General features: G+C 32.6%; 15 protein-coding genes. 2 read left to right on the plus strand and 13 right to left on the minus strand.

Features of this window, described 5'->3' with window-relative positions:
• Position 1: 1 nt before the first annotated feature.
• The 13 genes from DESTER_RS03405 to DESTER_RS03460 all read right to left on the minus strand — a co-directional run bounded on the left by DESTER_RS03405 (position 2) and on the right by DESTER_RS03460 (position 14,194).
• A complete protein-coding gene (locus DESTER_RS03405; protein WP_013638268.1) occupies positions 2-1,174 on the minus strand; it encodes an efflux RND transporter periplasmic adaptor subunit in 1,173 nt (390 codons plus the stop codon).
• Between the two features lie 129 nt (positions 1,175-1,303).
• A complete protein-coding gene (locus DESTER_RS03410) occupies positions 1,304-1,975 on the minus strand; it encodes a GMP synthase (RefSeq protein WP_013638269.1) in 672 nt (223 codons plus the stop codon).
• Positions 1,972-3,357: a TldD/PmbA family protein gene (locus DESTER_RS03415; RefSeq protein WP_013638270.1), complete on the minus strand. Its 1,386-nt coding sequence runs from the start codon at positions 3,355-3,357 to the stop codon at positions 1,972-1,974. The genes DESTER_RS03410 and DESTER_RS03415 overlap by 4 nt, the downstream gene beginning before the upstream one ends.
• On the minus strand, positions 3,358-4,197 hold the full coding sequence (locus tag DESTER_RS03420) for an NAD+ synthase (protein ID WP_013638271.1): 840 nt from the start codon (positions 4,195-4,197) through the stop codon (positions 3,358-3,360).
• A complete protein-coding gene (locus DESTER_RS03425) occupies positions 4,187-5,026 on the minus strand; it encodes a nitrilase-related carbon-nitrogen hydrolase (RefSeq protein WP_013638272.1) in 840 nt (279 codons plus the stop codon). The genes DESTER_RS03420 and DESTER_RS03425 overlap by 11 nt, the downstream gene beginning before the upstream one ends.
• A gap of 1 nt (position 5,027) precedes the next feature.
• The gene (locus tag DESTER_RS03430) at positions 5,028-6,230 is read right to left on the minus strand and encodes a POTRA domain-containing protein (RefSeq protein ID WP_013638273.1); all 1,203 of its coding nucleotides are present in this window, start codon (positions 6,228-6,230) and stop codon (positions 5,028-5,030) included.
• Positions 6,130-6,468 (minus strand): DUF2905 domain-containing protein, encoded by a 339-nt coding sequence (locus DESTER_RS03435; RefSeq protein ID WP_083801968.1) that lies wholly within the window; start codon positions 6,466-6,468, stop codon positions 6,130-6,132. The genes DESTER_RS03430 and DESTER_RS03435 overlap by 101 nt, the downstream gene beginning before the upstream one ends.
• Before the next feature lie 13 nt (positions 6,469-6,481).
• Positions 6,482-6,847 carry a diacylglycerol kinase family protein gene (locus tag DESTER_RS03440; RefSeq protein WP_013638274.1) on the minus strand — a complete coding sequence of 122 codons (366 nt, stop codon included), beginning with the start codon at positions 6,845-6,847 and terminating at the stop codon, positions 6,482-6,484.
• Positions 6,810-8,867: an HD family phosphohydrolase gene (locus DESTER_RS03445; protein ID WP_013638275.1), complete on the minus strand. Its 2,058-nt coding sequence runs from the start codon at positions 8,865-8,867 to the stop codon at positions 6,810-6,812. The genes DESTER_RS03440 and DESTER_RS03445 overlap by 38 nt, the downstream gene beginning before the upstream one ends.
• A complete protein-coding gene (locus tag DESTER_RS03450; RefSeq protein ID WP_013638276.1) occupies positions 8,836-9,792 on the minus strand; it encodes a PhoH family protein in 957 nt (318 codons plus the stop codon). Before DESTER_RS03450 ends, DESTER_RS03445 begins: the two co-directional genes overlap by 32 nt.
• Before the next feature lie 23 nt (positions 9,793-9,815).
• Positions 9,816-12,533, minus strand: a complete 2,718-nt coding sequence (locus DESTER_RS03455; protein WP_013638277.1) for an AAA family ATPase — start codon at positions 12,531-12,533, stop codon at positions 9,816-9,818.
• Positions 12,534-12,686, minus strand: a complete 153-nt coding sequence (locus DESTER_RS08290; protein ID WP_013638278.1) for a hypothetical protein — start codon at positions 12,684-12,686, stop codon at positions 12,534-12,536.
• Positions 12,683-14,194 carry a sodium:neurotransmitter symporter family protein gene (locus tag DESTER_RS03460; protein ID WP_013638279.1) on the minus strand — a complete coding sequence of 504 codons (1,512 nt, stop codon included), beginning with the start codon at positions 14,192-14,194 and terminating at the stop codon, positions 12,683-12,685. Before DESTER_RS03460 ends, DESTER_RS08290 begins: the two co-directional genes overlap by 4 nt.
• A gap of 68 nt (positions 14,195-14,262) precedes the next feature.
• Here DESTER_RS03460 and DESTER_RS03465 point away from each other — a divergent pair, with 68 nt between their 5' ends.
• Positions 14,263-15,186 carry a radical SAM protein gene (locus tag DESTER_RS03465; protein WP_013638280.1) on the plus strand — a complete coding sequence of 308 codons (924 nt, stop codon included), beginning with the start codon at positions 14,263-14,265 and terminating at the stop codon, positions 15,184-15,186.
• The gene (locus DESTER_RS03470; RefSeq protein ID WP_013638281.1) at positions 15,183-17,771 is read left to right on the plus strand and encodes a BamA/OMP85 family outer membrane protein; all 2,589 of its coding nucleotides are present in this window, start codon (positions 15,183-15,185) and stop codon (positions 17,769-17,771) included. Before DESTER_RS03465 ends, DESTER_RS03470 begins: the two co-directional genes overlap by 4 nt.
• Positions 17,772-17,773 lie beyond the last annotated feature (2 nt).

A 17,773-nucleotide genomic window follows, 5' to 3' on the forward strand; every position in this document is an offset into this window, starting at 1 on the left:
TTTACCCCTCTACTCTTGCTCCATCACATAAGTTTTCAACACCTGAAACAGCTATTTTTTCTCCTTCATGAAGTCCTGAAAGAACAATAACCTTGTTTCCAATTCTCTTTCCTGTTTTAATAACTCTAAGGTTTGCAATTCCATCTTTTATCACAAAAACGTATTCAATAGCCCCGATTCTATAAACTGCGGAAATAGGTATGACTATCTCAGAAACTTTGATAGTAGGAATTTCCACAACTGCGTAATCACCAGGAATTACTCCCTTAGGATTGCCTATATCCACCTTTATGCCGAATTTGTGAGATGCAGGATCTGCACTTTTATCAACTTCTGTTACTTTTCCCATAATAACCTTATTTTTTAGCTTTACAGGAAGAGTTTCTCCAACTTTGACTTTGCCAGCATAAGAACTATCGATGAACGCATGGACTCTAAGAGGATATGAACCTAACTGAAATACGGAAGTTTGGGGAAAGATTAGATTACCGTTATCAACAAGTTTTTTAAGAACGATTCCATCAATGGGAGATTTAAGATAAGTATAAGATAGAAAAGCTGAAGCTTTAGATAGCTCTGCTTTTACCTGTTCCTTTTTAGCTAACAATCCTTTTTTCTTTTCAAGAAGTTGAGCTTCTTTTGCTTCAATAGCTTTAAGTTTTGATTTAGCTTCTTCAAGTTTAGTTTTTATCTCGTCAAATTTTTGTTTTGATACAGCTTCAGATTCATAAAGTCTTTTAAACCTTTGGTATGTTCTTTGAGTAAAATTGTAGTTTGCTTTTGCTGCAGATTTTAAAGCCTTAACTTCTTCCACTGCTTTATCTATTTCTCTTAAAGCAGCTTCTACTTCTTTTAAAGCAGCTTTTGCTTTTTTTACGTCGGGTTTAATTTCGGAGCTATCTATTACAGCAAGGACTTCTCCCTTTCTTACTCTATCACCGACTTTTACTTTAATTTCCTTTAAATAACCTACAACTTTTGGAGAAACCATTATCTGTTTGTCAGGAATGACTGTTCCAGAAAAAGAATCTTTCTTTTCGATTTTAATTGTTTCAACATTAGAAACCTTTACACCATGAACCGTTTTGATTTCTACATGCTGAACATTTTCTTCCCTGTCACAGGAGGTTATTAAGACAAGTAGTGCTATAGTAAGAAATAACTTCTTTATCATATCCCTACCTCTCATTTCTATTATTGATAATTAACTTATTAGAATTTAGCATTATGTCAAGTATTAAATACTAATTCTAAAAGGAAAAAAATAAAGAGAAAAAAGAAGTTAAAAAAAAGGAAGATCAAGTTATAGATTTAGAAAATATTCAACAAAAACATCAGAGTAGAGTCTTAGTCTTTTCCATTTTTCGTCATTTGCTATTAGTTCTTCTGGAGATATACCAGCTGATTTAAGCTCATCTTTATAAGATTCTATCCACTTTTTTATATCTTCAGGTGTTAATTCTAAGTGGAACTGAAGTCCAACAACTTGATTACCTATTCTAAAGGCTTGATTTTTGTACATGACAGAAGAAGCCATTCTAACGGCACCTTCGGGAAGATCAAAAGTATCTCCATGCCAATGGAAAACATCTATTGCATCTTTGTAAATTATCTCTAAGTGATCTTGTGGATATATAGGATACCAGCCTATTTCCTTTCCAAACTTCCCTTTGTAAACTTTTGCACCAAAGGAACTTGCTATCAATTGTGCTCCTAAGCAGATTCCTAATATTTTCTTGCCCGAATTGTAAAAGCTCCTTATTAGTTCTTTTTCATATTTAAGAAAAGGATACTGTTCCTCTTCATAAGCTCCCATAGGACCACCAAGAAGAACAAGGATGTCAAAATCTTTATGTTTAATATCCTCTAACTCAGAAGCTTCTATTTCCTGAATTTCTATACCTCTTCTTTCAAAACTTTCTTTAAAACTTCCTAAACCTTCAATTTCTATGTTCTTTACTGCTAAAAGTTTCACTTTGTTCCCCCCACAGTTATTTCTGGAATTCTAATCGTAGGAAGTCCATCTGAAACCGGTACTCCCTGGCCATCTTTTCCACACGTTCCAATAGCAAACCCAAGGTCATTCCCTACAGCATCTATTTCCTTTAGAACTTTTGGACCATTGCCAATGAGTGAAACTCCCCTTATTGGTTCTGTAACTTCACCATTTTCAATCAGATAACCTTCAGATACCTCAAATATAAAATCACCATTTACAGTGTTAACTTGACCTCCTCCCATTTTAACTACGAAAATTCCTTTTTTAGTATCTTTTATTATTTCTTCAGGATCTGTTTCCCCTGGAGCTATATAGGTATTAGTCATTCTTGGAATTGGAACGTGCATGTAAGATTGCCTTCTACCGTTACCTGTAGGAAACTTTCCTGATTTCATAGCTTCTGTTAAGTCGTACATAAAACATTTAAGAATTCCATTTTCTATAAGCACGTTCTTTTGAGTAGCTACTCCTTCATCATCATATCCAGAAGAACCATACTTTCCTGGCATCGAACCGTTGTCAATCACAGTTATAAGTTCAGAAGCTACTTGTTCGCCGACTTTTCCAGAATAAACAGAAAGTTTTTGATCAGCAAGATCAGCTTCAAGACCATGTCCTACAGCTTCATGTATCATTGTTCCACCGGCTTTTGAAGAAATTACAACTGTAAACTTACCAGCCGGTGCAGGTTTTGCTTTGAGCATTTTAAGAGCTCTTTCTGCAGCTAACTTAGCTACCTTTTCAGGTGGATACTCTTCAAAAAGAGAAGAGTCTCCTAAGTGTCCTACTGGCTCGTAGCCTGTTTGTAAAACTCTTCCATCAGAAGCAACCACAAGAGTATAGAAGACTACTCTTGGTCTTACGTCTTCAACTATATCTCCATTGGTGTTTACTATTGTAATTTCTTGTAAAGAATCTCTTAAAACAACCGTAACCTGTTTAACTCTGTCTCCGTAAGATCTTGCTACCTCATTCGCTCTTAAAAGCAACTCTATTTTCTTTTCCACAGGAACATCAAAATCTGTGCCGTTTACAAACTGACAGTAGCGTTGCTCTCTTACATTAAAATCTAGAACAACTTCTTTTTCTGAAAGGGAAGCAGCAGCAAGATTTTCTATTACTTCTTTTATGGATTCTTCAGTTAGTTTATTTGTAAAACCGTAGTAAGTTTTAAAATTTTTTATATACCTTATTCCCACTCCTATTTCTATTCCACAAGAAACATTTTCTATTCTATTATCTTCACATTTGGCTGAAAATGTAAATCTCTTTTCGAAAAAGAGATCTCCGTAATCTGCACCTCTTTTTTTTAATTCTCTTGCTCCACAAATTCCTAGTTCCTTGAAGTCTAAAATCATCTACAGCCCCCAATCTCTAAGATAGAGGAAATCTTTATCAACTGTTCTTTGAGAAATTTTACAGATTATAGGTAATCTTCTCTTATACTGAGAATTTTGAACCAATTTTAGCACTCTCTTTACTACTTTCTTCTCATATCCAGCTTCAATGAGTTCTTTCTCTCCCAATCTTAGGTCAACATAGCCAGCTAAAATTTGATCTAAGAGATGATAAGAAAGACCTATTTCTCCCTCGTCAGTTTGTCCAGGCCAAAGATCTGCAGAAGGTTTCTTTTTTACTATCCTTTCAGGAACTCCAACAAATTCAGCCAATTCCCAAACTTGAGTTTTGTAAAGATCTCCAAGGGGATTAATATCGTGAACTCCATCACCCCATCGAGTAGAATAACCTATTAAAAGTTCACTTTTGTTACTAGTTCCAAGGACGAGAGCTCCCTTCCAATGTGCAAAATCATAGAGAATACTCATTCTTTCTCTTGCCATCTTATTACCGCGCCTTACGTTATCAGCATCGGGAAACATCTCATAATAAGAATCTACTTGAGGAGTTATATCTATTTCGTGAAATTCTATTCCTAAAGTATTTGCTACAAGTCTTGCATCTTCTATTGAAGAGTTGGAACTTGTTCTATATGGCATAGAGATTCCAATAATGTTCTCCTTTCCAAGAGCCATAACTCCAAGAAATGCAGAAAGAGCAGAATCAACACCACCGGATATACCTACGACTGCTTTTTTGAAACCGACCTTATGAAATTCTTCTCTTATAAAGAAAGTCAAAACATCTCTTATAAAAGTTTTGTCTTTTATTTTTAAAAATTCTTTTAGTTTATCCTTCATTGAGGATTCTCCGTAAGTTTTCTAACACAATTTCAGGTCTTTCGTCTCTTAAGAGAGGAAGATTAATGCGAGCAGATTTTATAAGTGAATAATTGATTTCAACTGTCAAGATTTCTTCTTCAAAGCTTGAAGCTTCTGCAATTATGTTGCCATAAGGGTCAGCAACAAATGATTTTCCTGAAAAGACAAATCCATCTTCAACACCAACTCTATTTGAGTAAAAGAAATAACTTCCCATCATTCTCGAATAGAATTCTCCCATGTTCTTCCATACTTCTGCATTTCCAAACATGTTTTCTTCTCTGTATCCTCTTCCAGGACTTGAAGACTGAGCAAAGATGAACTTTGTCCCTTGGAGGAATGCAAGATAAAGATTTGAAAAGTGCCATAGATCCTCGCAGATTAAAATGCTTCCCTTTCCAAATCCAGTTTCAAATGAACTAACTCTTTTTCCATATCCAACAAATCTTCCTTCATCAAACATTCCATAAGTAGGAAGATATACTTTTCTGTGAATATGTTTAATTTCTCCATCCTTTAAGTAGAAAGCAGAATTGTAAAAAACATGATTCTCGTCTTCTTCTATTAGACCCACAATAATTCCTATTTTTCTGCTGAGTTCTAAAAGAGGCAATAACCTTTTATCGTCTATAGTAAAGGCTACTTCAAAGGTTAAATCTTGAAGATAGTAACCTGTTAGGGATAATTCAGGAAAGAGACATAAATTTGCTCCTTCTTTTAAAGCAGCTTTTACAAAATTTATTGTTTTCTCAATGTTTAGCTCTACATTCCCCAGTGTAGGTTTAAACTGAACTACAGAAACTCTCATATTACCACCTAAAGCCAAGTTTTAAAGAAGTTTGAACATCACTTCCACTACCAATACCCTTAAAAATTTTAAACCTAATGATACCATCTACAAGTCTTGCCCAGAAAGCTTCCACTTCAAATCCCGGACTTATGAGAAAGTTATCAGGAATATTACTAAAAGCGTCTCCTCCAGCAATTGTAGGTTTTATGAAAACAGTCTTGTTAATAAGTGCTAATCTATAGAAAATCTTAAAATTAAAAAATCTCTTTCCTTTAACTTTATCTGAAACATATCCCGGAATACCTGAATCTAAAAGAAATCCATTTCCAGAGTATCCTATTTTCGTTCCTACTGATCCTCCAAAGGAAAGAGTGTTGATATTTCCTCTTTTTAGAGAATTGCTATATGTGCCAATCAAACTACCTGTAAAAACTGTTGACAGGTTAGGTTCTGCAAAATCAATATAGAAAGAGTAAAAACTACCTTCTGTGTAATAAACCATATCTGTAGTTTTATCTACAGTAAAACCCAAACTTAAATAGTATTGATTTGTACTTTCTATCCAGTTAGAGTACTTGTTTATTTCTGGTCTAAAACTGAGCATCAGTCTACGAATTTTTTCTAAATCTAAATATTCAATCATATAAACATTGGCCTTAAAACTTTTTAAGTCGTAGTTTCCAAGAACCTTGTTGTCTTTTGTAAATACATTGTTATAACTGTTAAAGAAGTTTAAAGTAATACCAACATCTATTCTATCTTTTATTATTCTGTAAAACATACTATTTATATAAAAATTTCTTTCACTATGTTCATTTTTAAACCACTTTGTTAGACCAAGAAAGATATGATTTCCCATCCCTCTGAAGTTATAGTCTCTAATTTCAATACCTGTTTTAAAAGCTCTATTAGTCTTTGCCCGAAATTTGGGAATTGGAACAATGGGAAATCTCTCTTTTGTTTTCAGCACTACTGTAACTTTCCCATCTTTTTCTTTAACTTCTGGAGTAATTTTGTAAAAAAGATGAGTATTTAAAAGGTTTCTTATAGAGTTTTTTAATTTTTCCTTAGAAAAATTATCTCCTTCCTTAAAGAGAAGTTCTCTTCTTACAAATTTTTCTTTAGTCCATTTCAAACCGATAATTTCTATTTTTTCTATTACTGCTGAATAGGTTTTTATCGGAAGAAGTAAAAGAAAAAGTAGTAATAACAAAGTTTTCATAACTTATTTCCTCATTAATAGAAATAGAACAAAAGTAAGAAAAGAAAAAAATCAAACTAATAAGAATGCTTGTTCCAAGGGGAAAATAGAAGACAAAGTTTTCCCTCTTTATGTATATATCACCAGGAAGTTTTCCAATAGGTATGGAGCTCCCCAATTTTGATATACCGATTACAAAAACTCCTACAATTGCTAAAAATACGCCTGCGTATATTAATAATTTTCCTACCTCCTCCACATTTACTCCTAAATTAAATTTTTTTTAGAATTACCGGTAATAAAAACATTATATCAACAATAAGAGCGAAAATGCCAATAGATAATACAGCAGATGCAGATACATCTTTTGCAGCTTTAGCTAAAAGATGATAGTCGCTTGTTGCTGTATCAACTGCTCTTTCTATTGCTGTGTTTATAAGTTCTACAACAAAAACTAAATAGTTTATCAGTGCAATTAACAAAGCTTTGCAATCTGAAAGAAAAATAAGGGATAGAATAACTCCGCTAAAACTTAAAATCGAATTTATTCTAAAATGCTCATCGTTTCTAAAAGCAAAAGACCAACCTTCTAAAGCAAACTTAATTCCTTTTATTATTCCTCTTATCGCTTTTATCATCAGGATACTCTATTCGATTATGATATACGCCTGATAGTACTTTTTTAAATACTTTCTCTATTAAACTAATATCTTTTAAAGAAAGTCCACTTTGATTAAGCTGCCCATCCTCAACGGTTTCCATTATCAACTTATGAATAAATTCATCAAGGTTAATATTTTTATCTTTCATTGATCTTACAGCGGCTTCTACTGTATCTGCAAGCATAACAATTCCAGCTTCTTTAAATTGAGGTTTAGGCCCTGGATATCTAAATTTTTTTTCGTCGACCTTTTCCTCTCCATACATTTCTTTTGCTTTATGGTAAAAATACTTCATTAACTTTGTACCATGATGTTGCTTTATTATGTCAATTATTTTCACAGGAAGACCGTATTTTTTTCCAAGTTCTTCTCCACACTCTACATGAGCTCTTAGTATAGTAGCACTTTTTTCAGGAGAAAGTTTGTCGTGTATATTAATGCCGTTTGTTTGATTTTCTATAAAGGCCTGCGGATTTTTTAGTTTTCCTATGTCGTGGAATAATCCTCCTGTTTTTGCCAATAGTGCGTTTGCTCCTATGGTTTCTGCAGCTGCTTCTGCTAAAGTCGCAACCATTACAGAGTGACTATAGGTTCCTGGTGCTTTTAGTACTAGCTTTCTAAGTAATGGATGATTGAGGTTTATGAGTTCCCAGAAAACCATATCAGTTGTAAACTTGAAGATGTTGATGAAAATTGGACTTAAACCATTAACAGTTATTGCAGTTATTAGTGCTCCAAATAAAGTTAATAAAGGATAAATGATAAAAGCAGCATCAAAGTCAAAACTGAAGTAGTATAAAAGAATGATCAATTGAATTGCGGTTATGGCTACACCTGCAGTAAAAGCACTTTTATAAATTGCTTCTCTATTTTTATATCTTCTTGAGTCAAAACAAGAAAAGATAATACCAATTGATACTGGAACTATGAAAAACTCTGGCTTTGAAAGCATAAAAGAAGGAATTATTGAGATTGGAAGTATATGAAGCGTTGCTACTTTTTTAGTTATAAACATCGAAGCAAATATAGTTGAGGTAAATACAGGAATGTAAAGTAAACCTTCATGTATAGGAATATTGAGATTTTCAAAGAGAAGTTTAAAGAAAAAGGTAAAAATTCTAATAAGAAATATGTCTAAGATTACAACTGAAAAGGAAAAGATTATATTCTTTGTTACAGCTGCAGATGGGCTAATTATTGAGTAAAGTTTTGTCATCACATAAAAGAGAGTTAGAGAGAGAAGGAAAATAGATAGATATTTATTTAAACTTTTTCCTTTACCCTTTTCTTTTCTAATTATTTCTATTTTTTCAACTTCAGAAGGAGTAACCTTTTCTCCTTTCTTTACTATTACTTCTCCTTTCCGAAGTTCAATATAAATGGGCTTTACCTTTAATTCAGCTTCTTTTTTAAGAGCTTCTGTCCTTTCTTTACTGTAGATAAAGTTCGGTTTAATATCAGAAAAAATTTGATTGGTAATGATTTCTACTTTCTGCTTGTCTTTTAATGATAAAGATAAGTCTTTCTGTAATTGTTCTTTTAGTCTTTTCTTAGTAAGAAATTCCGAGACTTTTCTTTTTTTCTTTCCTTTAGGTGTGATAACCACTATTTGCTTGTAACCTTGAGGAACTTCTGAAAGAATTCCTTTTTTGTAATAGGATAGCAAAAGCCTTTTAATAAGCTCTTTTTCTTCAGGAGAAATTTCTTTCAATTCTTTTACTGTTTTTTCTGTTTCTTTTTCAGCATCCTTGTTGTAAATGAAAATAGGTTCTACTTTTCTTCTTGCCTTTTCTTTTGCTTTTTCAGTGGCTTCTCTATTTTCTACTTTTATACTAATTGGAGAACGGATATCAACAGGACTTATATCTCCAGGTTTTAAAACTGGAATATTAACAAAACTTATAGGTAACATTACAAATGTAATGAAAAAAGCACTTAAGAATATAAGTCCATAGAGGTATAACTTACTTATCGTTTCTGTTTTCATACTCTTCATAGGCCTTAATTATCTCCTGAACAAGTCTATGTCTTACAACATCTTCTCTTGAAAATTTAATTATCTCTATACCTTTTATTCCTTTTAGAATCTTAAGAGCTTCTACAAGACCAGACCTTTCTTTCGAAGGAAGATCGATTTGCGTTATGTCACCTGTAATTACAACTTTAGAACCAAAACCTAATCTCGTTAAGAACATTTTCATCTGTTCTCTCGTAGTATTTTGAGCTTCGTCTAAAATGATAAATGCATCGTTTAAGGTTCTTCCTCTCATATAAGCAAGAGGAGCTATTTCAAAAATATTCCTTTCCAAGAAGGAATTCACTTTTTCTGGTTCTATCATTTCAAAAAGAGCATCATAAAGTGGTTTAAGGTATGGATCTATTTTTTCCTGTAGAGTTCCAGGAAGAAAACCAAGTTTTTCTCCAGCTTCAACAGCAGGCCTTGTAAGGATTAATCTATTCACAGTACCTTTTTTAAAGTGAGCAACAGCTGCAGCAACAGCCAAGTATGTTTTTCCCGTTCCTGCAGGTCCAACTCCAAATACAATGTCATTTTCTCTTATTGCCTGAATATACTTTTTCTGAGTTAATGTTTTTGCAACTATCTTTTTTCCTCTATAGGTAGTAACTATTTCTTCTACACTTTCTTTTATCTTAGAATCTCTTCCGGTTGAAAGCTGAGTCATGTACATATCAACATCGGCTTTTGTAAGCTTGTGTCCAGATTTCACTAAATCTTCGAGATCTTTGAAAAATTGTTCTGCTCTTTTTTCGTTTTCCATACTACCACTTATCATTATTTCGTTGCCGCGAGAACCAAGCTTTACATTGAGAATTTCTGCAAGTTTTCTTAAGTTTTCCTCGTGATGGCCAACTATTGTGTAAAAGTCTTCAGGACTAAGCTCTAAAGTTACTTTTATCAATCAAACCTCCTTTTTAAGACTTTCTACATAACAGAGACTTCGGAGTTTCCATCTATGTTTTTGACTCTTATAACTCTATCTCCTACAACTTCTAATTCTGGATCATGAGTAACAATTATCATTTGTGGTATTTTGTTCTTTAACTTAATAAGAAGATCTGTAAGACTTTGGCGTCTTTGCTGATCAAGATGAATGGTTGGTTCATCAAGAATTAGAAGTTCAAAGTTTTGAGAAAAGTATCTTGCCATTGCAAACCTTAAAGATAAAGCAAATGCTATCTGCTGTCCTCCAGAGAATTCTTCAACTTGCATAGTTCCTCTTCCAGGAATACCAAAAGTAACAGTTAAGTCTTCGGATATATCTATATCCCCAAATTCAAAGTCGAATTCTTCAAAGAAATCCTTACAATATAGTGCTATTTGCGGAAGAAGAGATTTCCTTACTTTCTGAAGGAAGCCCTTTTCAGGATGAACTCCCTCAGCAACGGCGTTAACTACTCTAACTACATTTTCTACCCTTTCAAGAAGTTTAATATCGCTTTCTTTCTGTTTTAACTTTTTAATATTTACTTTTAATTGCTTTTCTAAGGTTTCAAGTTTTCCTAATTCTCTTGAGAGCTCTTTTTCTAAGCTTTCTACTCTCTCTTTCTGCTTTTCATAAGTTTCCTCTAAGGTTAGATATTCTTCTTCACTGTAGTTAAGTTTTTCTATTTCTTCTTGAACAGATAGTACTTCTTTTTCTAAACTTTTTATTAAGTCTTCTTTCTTCTTCTTTTCTCCATAGTAAAAATTGAGGTTTCTCGCTTCTCCTTGAATTTTATTCAGCTTTTCCTTTGTAGTTTCTAACTCTTTTAATTTTATGTCTACTTCTTTTGCTGAAGAAACGCAAAGATTATGTTCTTCTTTTATTTTCTTGATTTTGTTTAGAAAAAAGAATTCTTTTGTTTTTAAAGATTTGAGTCTATTTTGCAGTTCTTCTTTAAGTTTAGTATCGTAGTTTTTTGACAGATTAGCTTTTTTAGTTTCTAACTCTTTAGCTTCCCTTTCTAAATTTTTCTTCTTTTCCTCTAATGCTGCAACTTGCTCTTTCAAAGAGGTAAAGAGTTCTTCGGTTTTTCTCAATCTATCGTAATTGAAAGAAAGTTTATTCAATTTATTTTTCAATTCCTTAACTTCTTCTAAAAATCTTTCACGATCTCTTATTAACTGATTTTTTCGTTCTTCTAATTGAAGGAATTTTTCTACCTTTTTTTCTAAAGAATCCATAAGTTCTTTAAGCTTTTCTTTCTTTTTTTTGAGCTGTTTTAAGACCTTAATACTATTATCTATTTCTTTTTTACTATCTAAAAGGAATTTTTCTTTCTCTACTTTATCCATCGGAGAACCGCAGACTGGACAGCTAAGACTTTCCGAACTTTCAAGAATTTTTATCCTTTTTTCTACCTCTTCTAGTTTGGCTTCTATGGTAGCTATTTCTTTATCCGTATTCTCTAATTCTTTTAGTGTATCCTTCTTTTTCTTACTTAATTCTTTTGCTTTTTCTATTCTAGGTAATTCTCTAATCCTTTCATCTAAACTTTTCAGATCTTTTTGCTTATCAGATAATCTAATCGTAATCTCTCTAAAGGACTTTTCCAAAGTCTTAAGCTCTTTAAAGACTTTTTCTGTTTCTCTTAACTCTTTCTTTTTATGTTCTAAAAGCAGTTCAGTTTCACGAAAAGTTTCTTTAAGTTTAGGTACTTTTTTACTGAGCTCCAAAAGTTCTTTTTCTATGTTTTCCAGCTCTTTTAATTTTGATTCTATTTCCTTTTCTTCCAGTCTAAGTTGACTAATTTCGTCAAGAATAGCTCTTATCATTTTTAACGGATCTAAAATTTTTAATTCCTTTTCTATTTGAGGAATAAGAGCTTGTTGCTTTTCAATCTCAACTATCTTTTGATTTAGCCTTTTTACTTCTTCAGTCGTTCCTTCTAATAGATTTTTTAAATTTCGAAGACTTTCTCTTAGTTTGTTATATTCATTTCTTTTTTCTCTATAGTTTTTACACAGTTTTTCCTGATTATCTAAAAGTGCTTTTTCCTGTGCAAGCTCTGCCCTTAACTTTGCTATACTCTTTTTAGTCTTTTCTACTTCTTTTTGTAGCTTTCTTATTTCAACTTCCAATTCCTCAAAACTTTTTTTCTTTTCTAAAAGAGCATCTCTTAAAACTTTTATCCTATTTATAAAAACTTTTACCTTTTCGTGCTTCCGATTAATTTCCTCTAATCCTAAAAGTCTATTTAGAACTTGTCTTTTCTCTTTCCTTGCAATTTCAAATAAGGTAAGGATTTCTCCTTGAGGAATGTAGACCGTATTCCTAAAGATGTTTGGATCAAGTCCTAATTCTTTCTCTATTACGTGGTTAACGTTTTTTACACCTATAGCTATAGGTTTCCCATTCTTTTCTAGTTCTGCTTCACTTTTTTTTCTTACAAGAGAAAACTTTCTTTTTACTGTATAAAGATTTCCTCTATGTAAAAAGGATAGAAAAACTGAAAGTTTGTTTGTTTGTTTATTAACTATTCTTTCCAGCTTATCAGAAGAAAAATCTTTTCCAAAGAGAGCAAAGAAAATTCCTCTTAAAATAGATGTCTTTCCTGAAGCATTTTCTCCAAGAATTACGTATGATTCATCGTCAAACTCTAATTCTGTTAGCCTGTGAGACAAAAATCCTTCCAATTTCAGACTTCTGAGTCTAATCATTTAAGTAATTTCCTCTCTTTCAAACTCAAAGTTTCTTTCACTTTTCTTTACTTTCTTTTCTCCTTCTCTCAATATAACCGTAAAGCAGAATACGACAAATCCGACAACAAGCATCCAAGAAAATATCATAAAAAGAAGAGAGCTCCCTTTCATGCTGACTCCCCATTTCTTTTATTAGCTATGTAAACAAGAAAGAATAGAAGAAGTAAAATAAATATCATTACAAATCTTGCTATCCAAACTTCCATTGTTGTTTCAGATAAAACTTTTGGAAGTATCTCAATACTCCACGCAGTAAGTATAACGAAAAGAGAAAAAGGAGTTACATACTTTAGAATATAGTAGTAAATTCGTGGAACCTTAAATAGTCCTCCCCTATTTATCTCTTCCCATGCCTTTTTATCTCCAAAGAACCAGAAAAAGATTAAAACTTCAAGAAGTGCAAAAAGAACTACAAAGAAAGTTCCTGCCCAAAAATCCATTTCATCAAGAGCTTTTGGAAGGAAAATAGGTATTTGTGCCACTAAGAAAGTAAAAATAACAGTCGCAGTAACAGCAACTTTTCTATTTAGTTTAAATTCATCCTGAAGAAAGGCAACAATAGGCATACTGATTGCAACTGACGAAGTTGCACCGGCAAAAAATAATAAGAAAAACCAAAGAAAACCTAAGATATTTCCTCCTGTAAGGTTTGAGAAAATTGCTGGTAAACTTACAAAGGCAAGATTAAAAGCACCGCTTTCTGCAACGCTTTGAGCATTCATTACTCCAAAAAAGGCAACAGCAGCAGGAATAGCTATTGAACCTCCTAAAATAACTTCTGCAAATTCGTTTAAGGAAGCAGCCGAAAGTCCAGATGCCACAATATCATCATCTTTCTTAATGTAAGAAGCATAGGTAATGATTGCGCCAAAACCAAGACTCAATGTAAAGAAAACCTGTCCCGCAGCAGAAAGCCATACTTGAGGGTTTAGTAGCTGTGAAAAATCTGGATGCCACAGGAAGTTAAGCCCCTCTACTGCTGTTCCATTTGGTGTTTCTATCAAAATTACTCTTATCATTAAAATAGTTGCGAGAATAAATAAAGTTGGCATTGCAAGTTTTGCAAATTTTTCAATGCCACCACTTACTCCTTTATAGAGAATATAAGCATTAAAGGCTATGGTTACGAGAAAAAAGAAGTAAGCAATAAGAGATGGCTTGGTATACCAACTTAAGAATTCAGAAAAAGGTTTCAAATATTGATCTTGAGGAAGTGAAGAATCAGGATGGGGAAGCATTCCAAACAGAGAAAAGAACGAATAACCTAAAGTCCACGATTCAATATAAATGTAATAACAGAGAACAACAAAAGGAATGAAAAGTCCTAGAGCTCCTATATACTTTGCTATAGGATTTTTCCACAGAAGTCGGAAAATAGCAGGAGTTGTTCCGTGTCCTTTTGCTCCACCGTATCTACCGATTGCCCACTCTGTCCACATAAGTGGTATAGCAATTACAAGCATTGCAATCATATATGGAATCATAAAGGCACCACCATTTTCTGCTGCCTGTGTAGGAAATCTCAGGAAGTTTCCAAGTCCTACTGCATTTCCGGCCATTGCAAGGATAAGTCCAAGCTTTGTACTCCACTGTTCCCTGTACTTTAAGGTTTCGGCCATTTCCTTCCCCACTCTAAATTTTGTATAAATTTCAGAGTGTTTATTTTATCACTCGGTTGGGGGTTTTTATGAATTATATCTTTGGTCCTGTATTTTCAAGACGCTTAGGGTTATCCCTTGGAATTGATTTGGTTCCTCATAAAGTCTGTAGTATGGATTGTCTTTACTGTGAAGTAGGAAAAACTACAAAGAAAACCTTAGAAAGAGCTGAATACGTGCCTTTTGACACAGTAAAGGATGAACTAAGGGAATTCTTAAGTTATAAGCCGGAAATAGATTACATAACTTTTTCGGGATATGGAGAACCCACTCTTTTTTCAAGGCTTGGAGAACTTGTAAGATGGATAAAAGAAAACTATTCTTATAAGCTTGCTCTCCTTACGAATGCCTCTCTTTTTCATCGGGAAGATGTTCTTCAGGATATAAATGGAATAGATATAATTTTACCCTCTCTTGACGCTGCAACACAAAAAACCTTTAAGAAAATAAATAGACCTTCTCAAGGATTAAATATTGAAATGATAGTTGAGGGAATAGAAAAACTCATTAAAAAAGGTGGGTCTGAAGTTTGGATAGAAACTCTTTTTGTTAAAGGAATAAATGATAGCGAAGAAGAAATTGAAAGAATAGGTGAGATTATTCACAGGCTTAAGCCTCAAAAATGGCAGATTAATACAGTCGCAAGACCACCGGCTTATAATGTTGTAGGTTTAAGTTTTGAGGAATTGAAAAGAATAAAGAAAAAGATTGGTTATCCTGCAACGGAAATTGTTGCTATTTCCAAAGCCGAAAAGAAAAAAATGCCTATTTCTGAGATAAAGGAAGAGATATACAACCTTGTTAAAAGGCGTCCCTGTCCGATTGATGAAATTGCATCAGCTCTTGGAATTCTTGAAGAGGAAGCAGAAAGAGCTGTAAATGAGCTTCTTTCTGAAGAAAAGGTAGAAAAGGTATTATTTGGAAATATACCCTATATAAAAGGTAAAGTATGAGACTGTTGATTTTTTTACTGTTTATTTTTCTACCTTTAAAAGCTTTGGGTTTAGAAATTATTGTTGGAAAAAATGTTTATTTAGATAGAGAGCTTCTGAAACAAATTAAAGAACAATCTAAAGAAGTATGTAAATTTACAGATTGTAAAGAGGTTACTTCTGCATTACTGGAGTTTTTGGGCTATAGAACTTTTGTTCATGGAGATAAAATCTTCGTTGAAAAATGTGAAATAATTAGAAAAGTTGTTTTTAAGGGAGCTCCTAAAGAAATATCAGAATCCTTGAAAACTGTAGAGCTCCTTCTTCTTCAGAAAAAACTAAGCAATGATCTCCTTGATAGTGCTAAACAGCTTCTTCTTTTAAAACTTCGTTCTTTTGGCTATAGAAGTAGCAAGATTTCTTTTCTTAAAAAGTCAACTCCCACAGGTTACGTTCTTATAGTTAATATATATACAGGTCCTCTTTTTGTAGTGGATAAGGTTGAAATAGTTGCTCCGGAACAATTTAAACCTTTTGTAGAAAAAACCTTTGGAAAGTTTCTTCAAAAGTCTGTAAACATAAACAAAATTAAATCTGCTATTGAAAAAATAGAAAACTTTTTTATTGAAAAAAACTACTACAACGTTTCAGTTAGATATTCATTAATTTTGCTTGAAAAAAAGGATTATTCTATCCAAGGAAAAAAACGTATCAAGCTATTTATTAAGGTAAAACCTGGAAAGAAGTATGTAATTAACTTCAAAAGCAACAAACACTTTTCAACTGAGACTCTTAAAAAACTTTTAACTTTCAAAAAAGCAAAATCCTTAGATGAGTTTGAAATAGAAAATTCAATTAAAAACATAGAGAATTTTTACAAGAACAACGGGTATCCTTTTGCAAAAGTTAAAGTAGAAACACAGGAAAATACAGGAAAAGTCATTTTGACATTTATCATATATGAAGGAAAGTATACTATTATTAAAACAGTAAGAGTAATTCCTAATAGTTTTAGAGATTTTAGTTTAAGAGAACTTATAGGAAAACCTTTTTCTCTAGAAAGAATAAAAAATTTTATTACTCAGATAAAACTTGATCTAAAAAAGAAAGGATATAAAGATGCAAATGTATCTTATGCAGTAAAAGAAAATACTCTTATTTTGAAAGTAAATTTAGGAAAAAAGTATTTAATAACTTCTTACTCCATTCATGGTGATTTGATTTCTTGTTCAAAGAAACTAAATCTAAGTGTGCCTCTTCCTTACACAAAAGAAGTTATAGAACAGCTTAAAGATAAACTATTAGAGTGTTACGCAGGAAAGGGATATCCAGACGTATCTATCAATGTGAAAGAAAAAATAAAGGAAGAAAAAAAGAAAAAATTTGTTCACTTATCAATTTCTATTCTTCCTGGTAAAAAGTATAAGTTTGGATATGTTCTTGTTCAGGGTTTAAAAAGAACTCGTTTAAGCTTTATCAAGAATATTTTTGTCTTGGAACCGGGAGAAGTTTACTCAAGAAAGAAAGTGATAAAGCAGTATTCTCTTTTTTCAGAAAGTCGTCTCTTTTCAACTGTTAACTTTGAAGATTTTAAAACTGACGGATGTATTAATGAAGTAATAACGTTAAAAGAAGGCGCTTTACTTCGTTCAAGAGGTTTTGTGGGATATGGAACTCATTCCGGATATGTTTTAAATGGGCTTTTATCAAGCACTTCTCCTTTAGGTTATGGTATAAAGTACTCTCTTTTTGGAAATTATAGGCAAAAAGAAGGTTATGATGCGGTTTTTAGACTAAGAAAGCCCTTTTTCCCGTCAAAAGATTATGAAACCTCCTATAGTATAGTAAAAAAAGAACAGATCTTTGAAAGTTTTATAGCTAATAGAACCATTTACAATTTTTCAATTACACGTAGAAGAGCAAGACATTTAGAACAAACATGGGGACTGGAAATAGGAAGAGAAAAAATTCTCGAAACTTCTATTCAAACTGAAAAACGCTTTGTAAAAAGAGCAGTTTACTACGATCAAATTTACGATAAAAGAAATAATACGTTTAATCCAACCAAAGGTTATCTTACTCAACTTACCCTTTTACTATCGGGATTAATCTTAGGAGGAAATACAGATTACTATAAGGTAAATACAAAATTCCTTTATTTGTTGCCTTTATTTAAAAGTTCTGTCATAGCATTGAGGACAGGAGTAGGAATAATAGAACCAATAAGAGGAAGTACCGTACCACTACAAGACCGTTTTTATCTTGGAGGTGCTGAAAGTATTAGAGGTTACAAGTATGGAACGATATCACCTAAGGATGAAAAAGGAAACTTCATAGGTGGAAATGCGTATCTTCTTTTAAGTATTGAAAATAGATTCAATTTTAAGAAAAACTTGCAGTTTGCTCTCTTTTACGATTCAGGTAATGTTTTTCCACAGATAAATAATGTCGACTTGAACTTTTTAAAGTGGTATTCTTCTGTGGGTATAGGATTGAGGTACATAACTCCTGTTGGACCTTTAAGAATTGATTACGGATTTAAACTCAAAAAGGTTTCGGGAGAAGGAAGAGGAAGAATTCACATTTCGTTTGGTTTTCCATTTTGAAC

The sequence above is a fragment of the Desulfurobacterium thermolithotrophum DSM 11699 genome (assembly GCF_000191045.1).
Classification (GTDB): domain Bacteria; phylum Aquificota; class Aquificia; order Desulfurobacteriales; family Desulfurobacteriaceae; genus Desulfurobacterium; species Desulfurobacterium thermolithotrophum.

What these genes read in the sequence shown, in the direction of transcription:
- DESTER_RS03405 (WP_013638268.1), bottom strand. Translation starts at nt 1,174, where the DNA reads ATGATAAAGAAGTTATTTCTTACTATAGCACTACTTGTCTTAATAACC.
- DESTER_RS03415 (WP_013638270.1), bottom strand. Translation starts at nt 3,357, where the DNA reads ATGATTTTAGACTTCAAGGAACTAGGAATTTGTGGAGCAAGAGAATTA.
- DESTER_RS03420 (WP_013638271.1), bottom strand. Translation starts at nt 4,197, where the DNA reads ATGAAGGATAAACTAAAAGAATTTTTAAAAATAAAAGACAAAACTTTT.
- DESTER_RS03425 (WP_013638272.1), bottom strand. Translation starts at nt 5,026, where the DNA reads ATGAGAGTTTCTGTAGTTCAGTTTAAACCTACACTGGGGAATGTAGAG.
- DESTER_RS03430 (WP_013638273.1), bottom strand. Translation starts at nt 6,230, where the DNA reads ATGAAAACTTTGTTATTACTACTTTTTCTTTTACTTCTTCCGATAAAA.
- DESTER_RS03440 (WP_013638274.1), bottom strand. Translation starts at nt 6,847, where the DNA reads ATGATAAAAGCGATAAGAGGAATAATAAAAGGAATTAAGTTTGCTTTA.
- DESTER_RS03445 (WP_013638275.1), bottom strand. Translation starts at nt 8,867, where the DNA reads ATGAAGAGTATGAAAACAGAAACGATAAGTAAGTTATACCTCTATGGA.
- DESTER_RS03455 (WP_013638277.1), bottom strand. Translation starts at nt 12,533, where the DNA reads ATGATTAGACTCAGAAGTCTGAAATTGGAAGGATTTTTGTCTCACAGG.
- DESTER_RS08290 (WP_013638278.1), bottom strand. Translation starts at nt 12,686, where the DNA reads ATGAAAGGGAGCTCTCTTCTTTTTATGATATTTTCTTGGATGCTTGTT.
- DESTER_RS03460 (WP_013638279.1), bottom strand. Translation starts at nt 14,194, where the DNA reads ATGGCCGAAACCTTAAAGTACAGGGAACAGTGGAGTACAAAGCTTGGA.
- DESTER_RS03465 (WP_013638280.1), top strand. Translation starts at nt 14,263, where the DNA reads ATGAATTATATCTTTGGTCCTGTATTTTCAAGACGCTTAGGGTTATCC.
- DESTER_RS03470 (WP_013638281.1), top strand. Translation starts at nt 15,183, where the DNA reads ATGAGACTGTTGATTTTTTTACTGTTTATTTTTCTACCTTTAAAAGCT.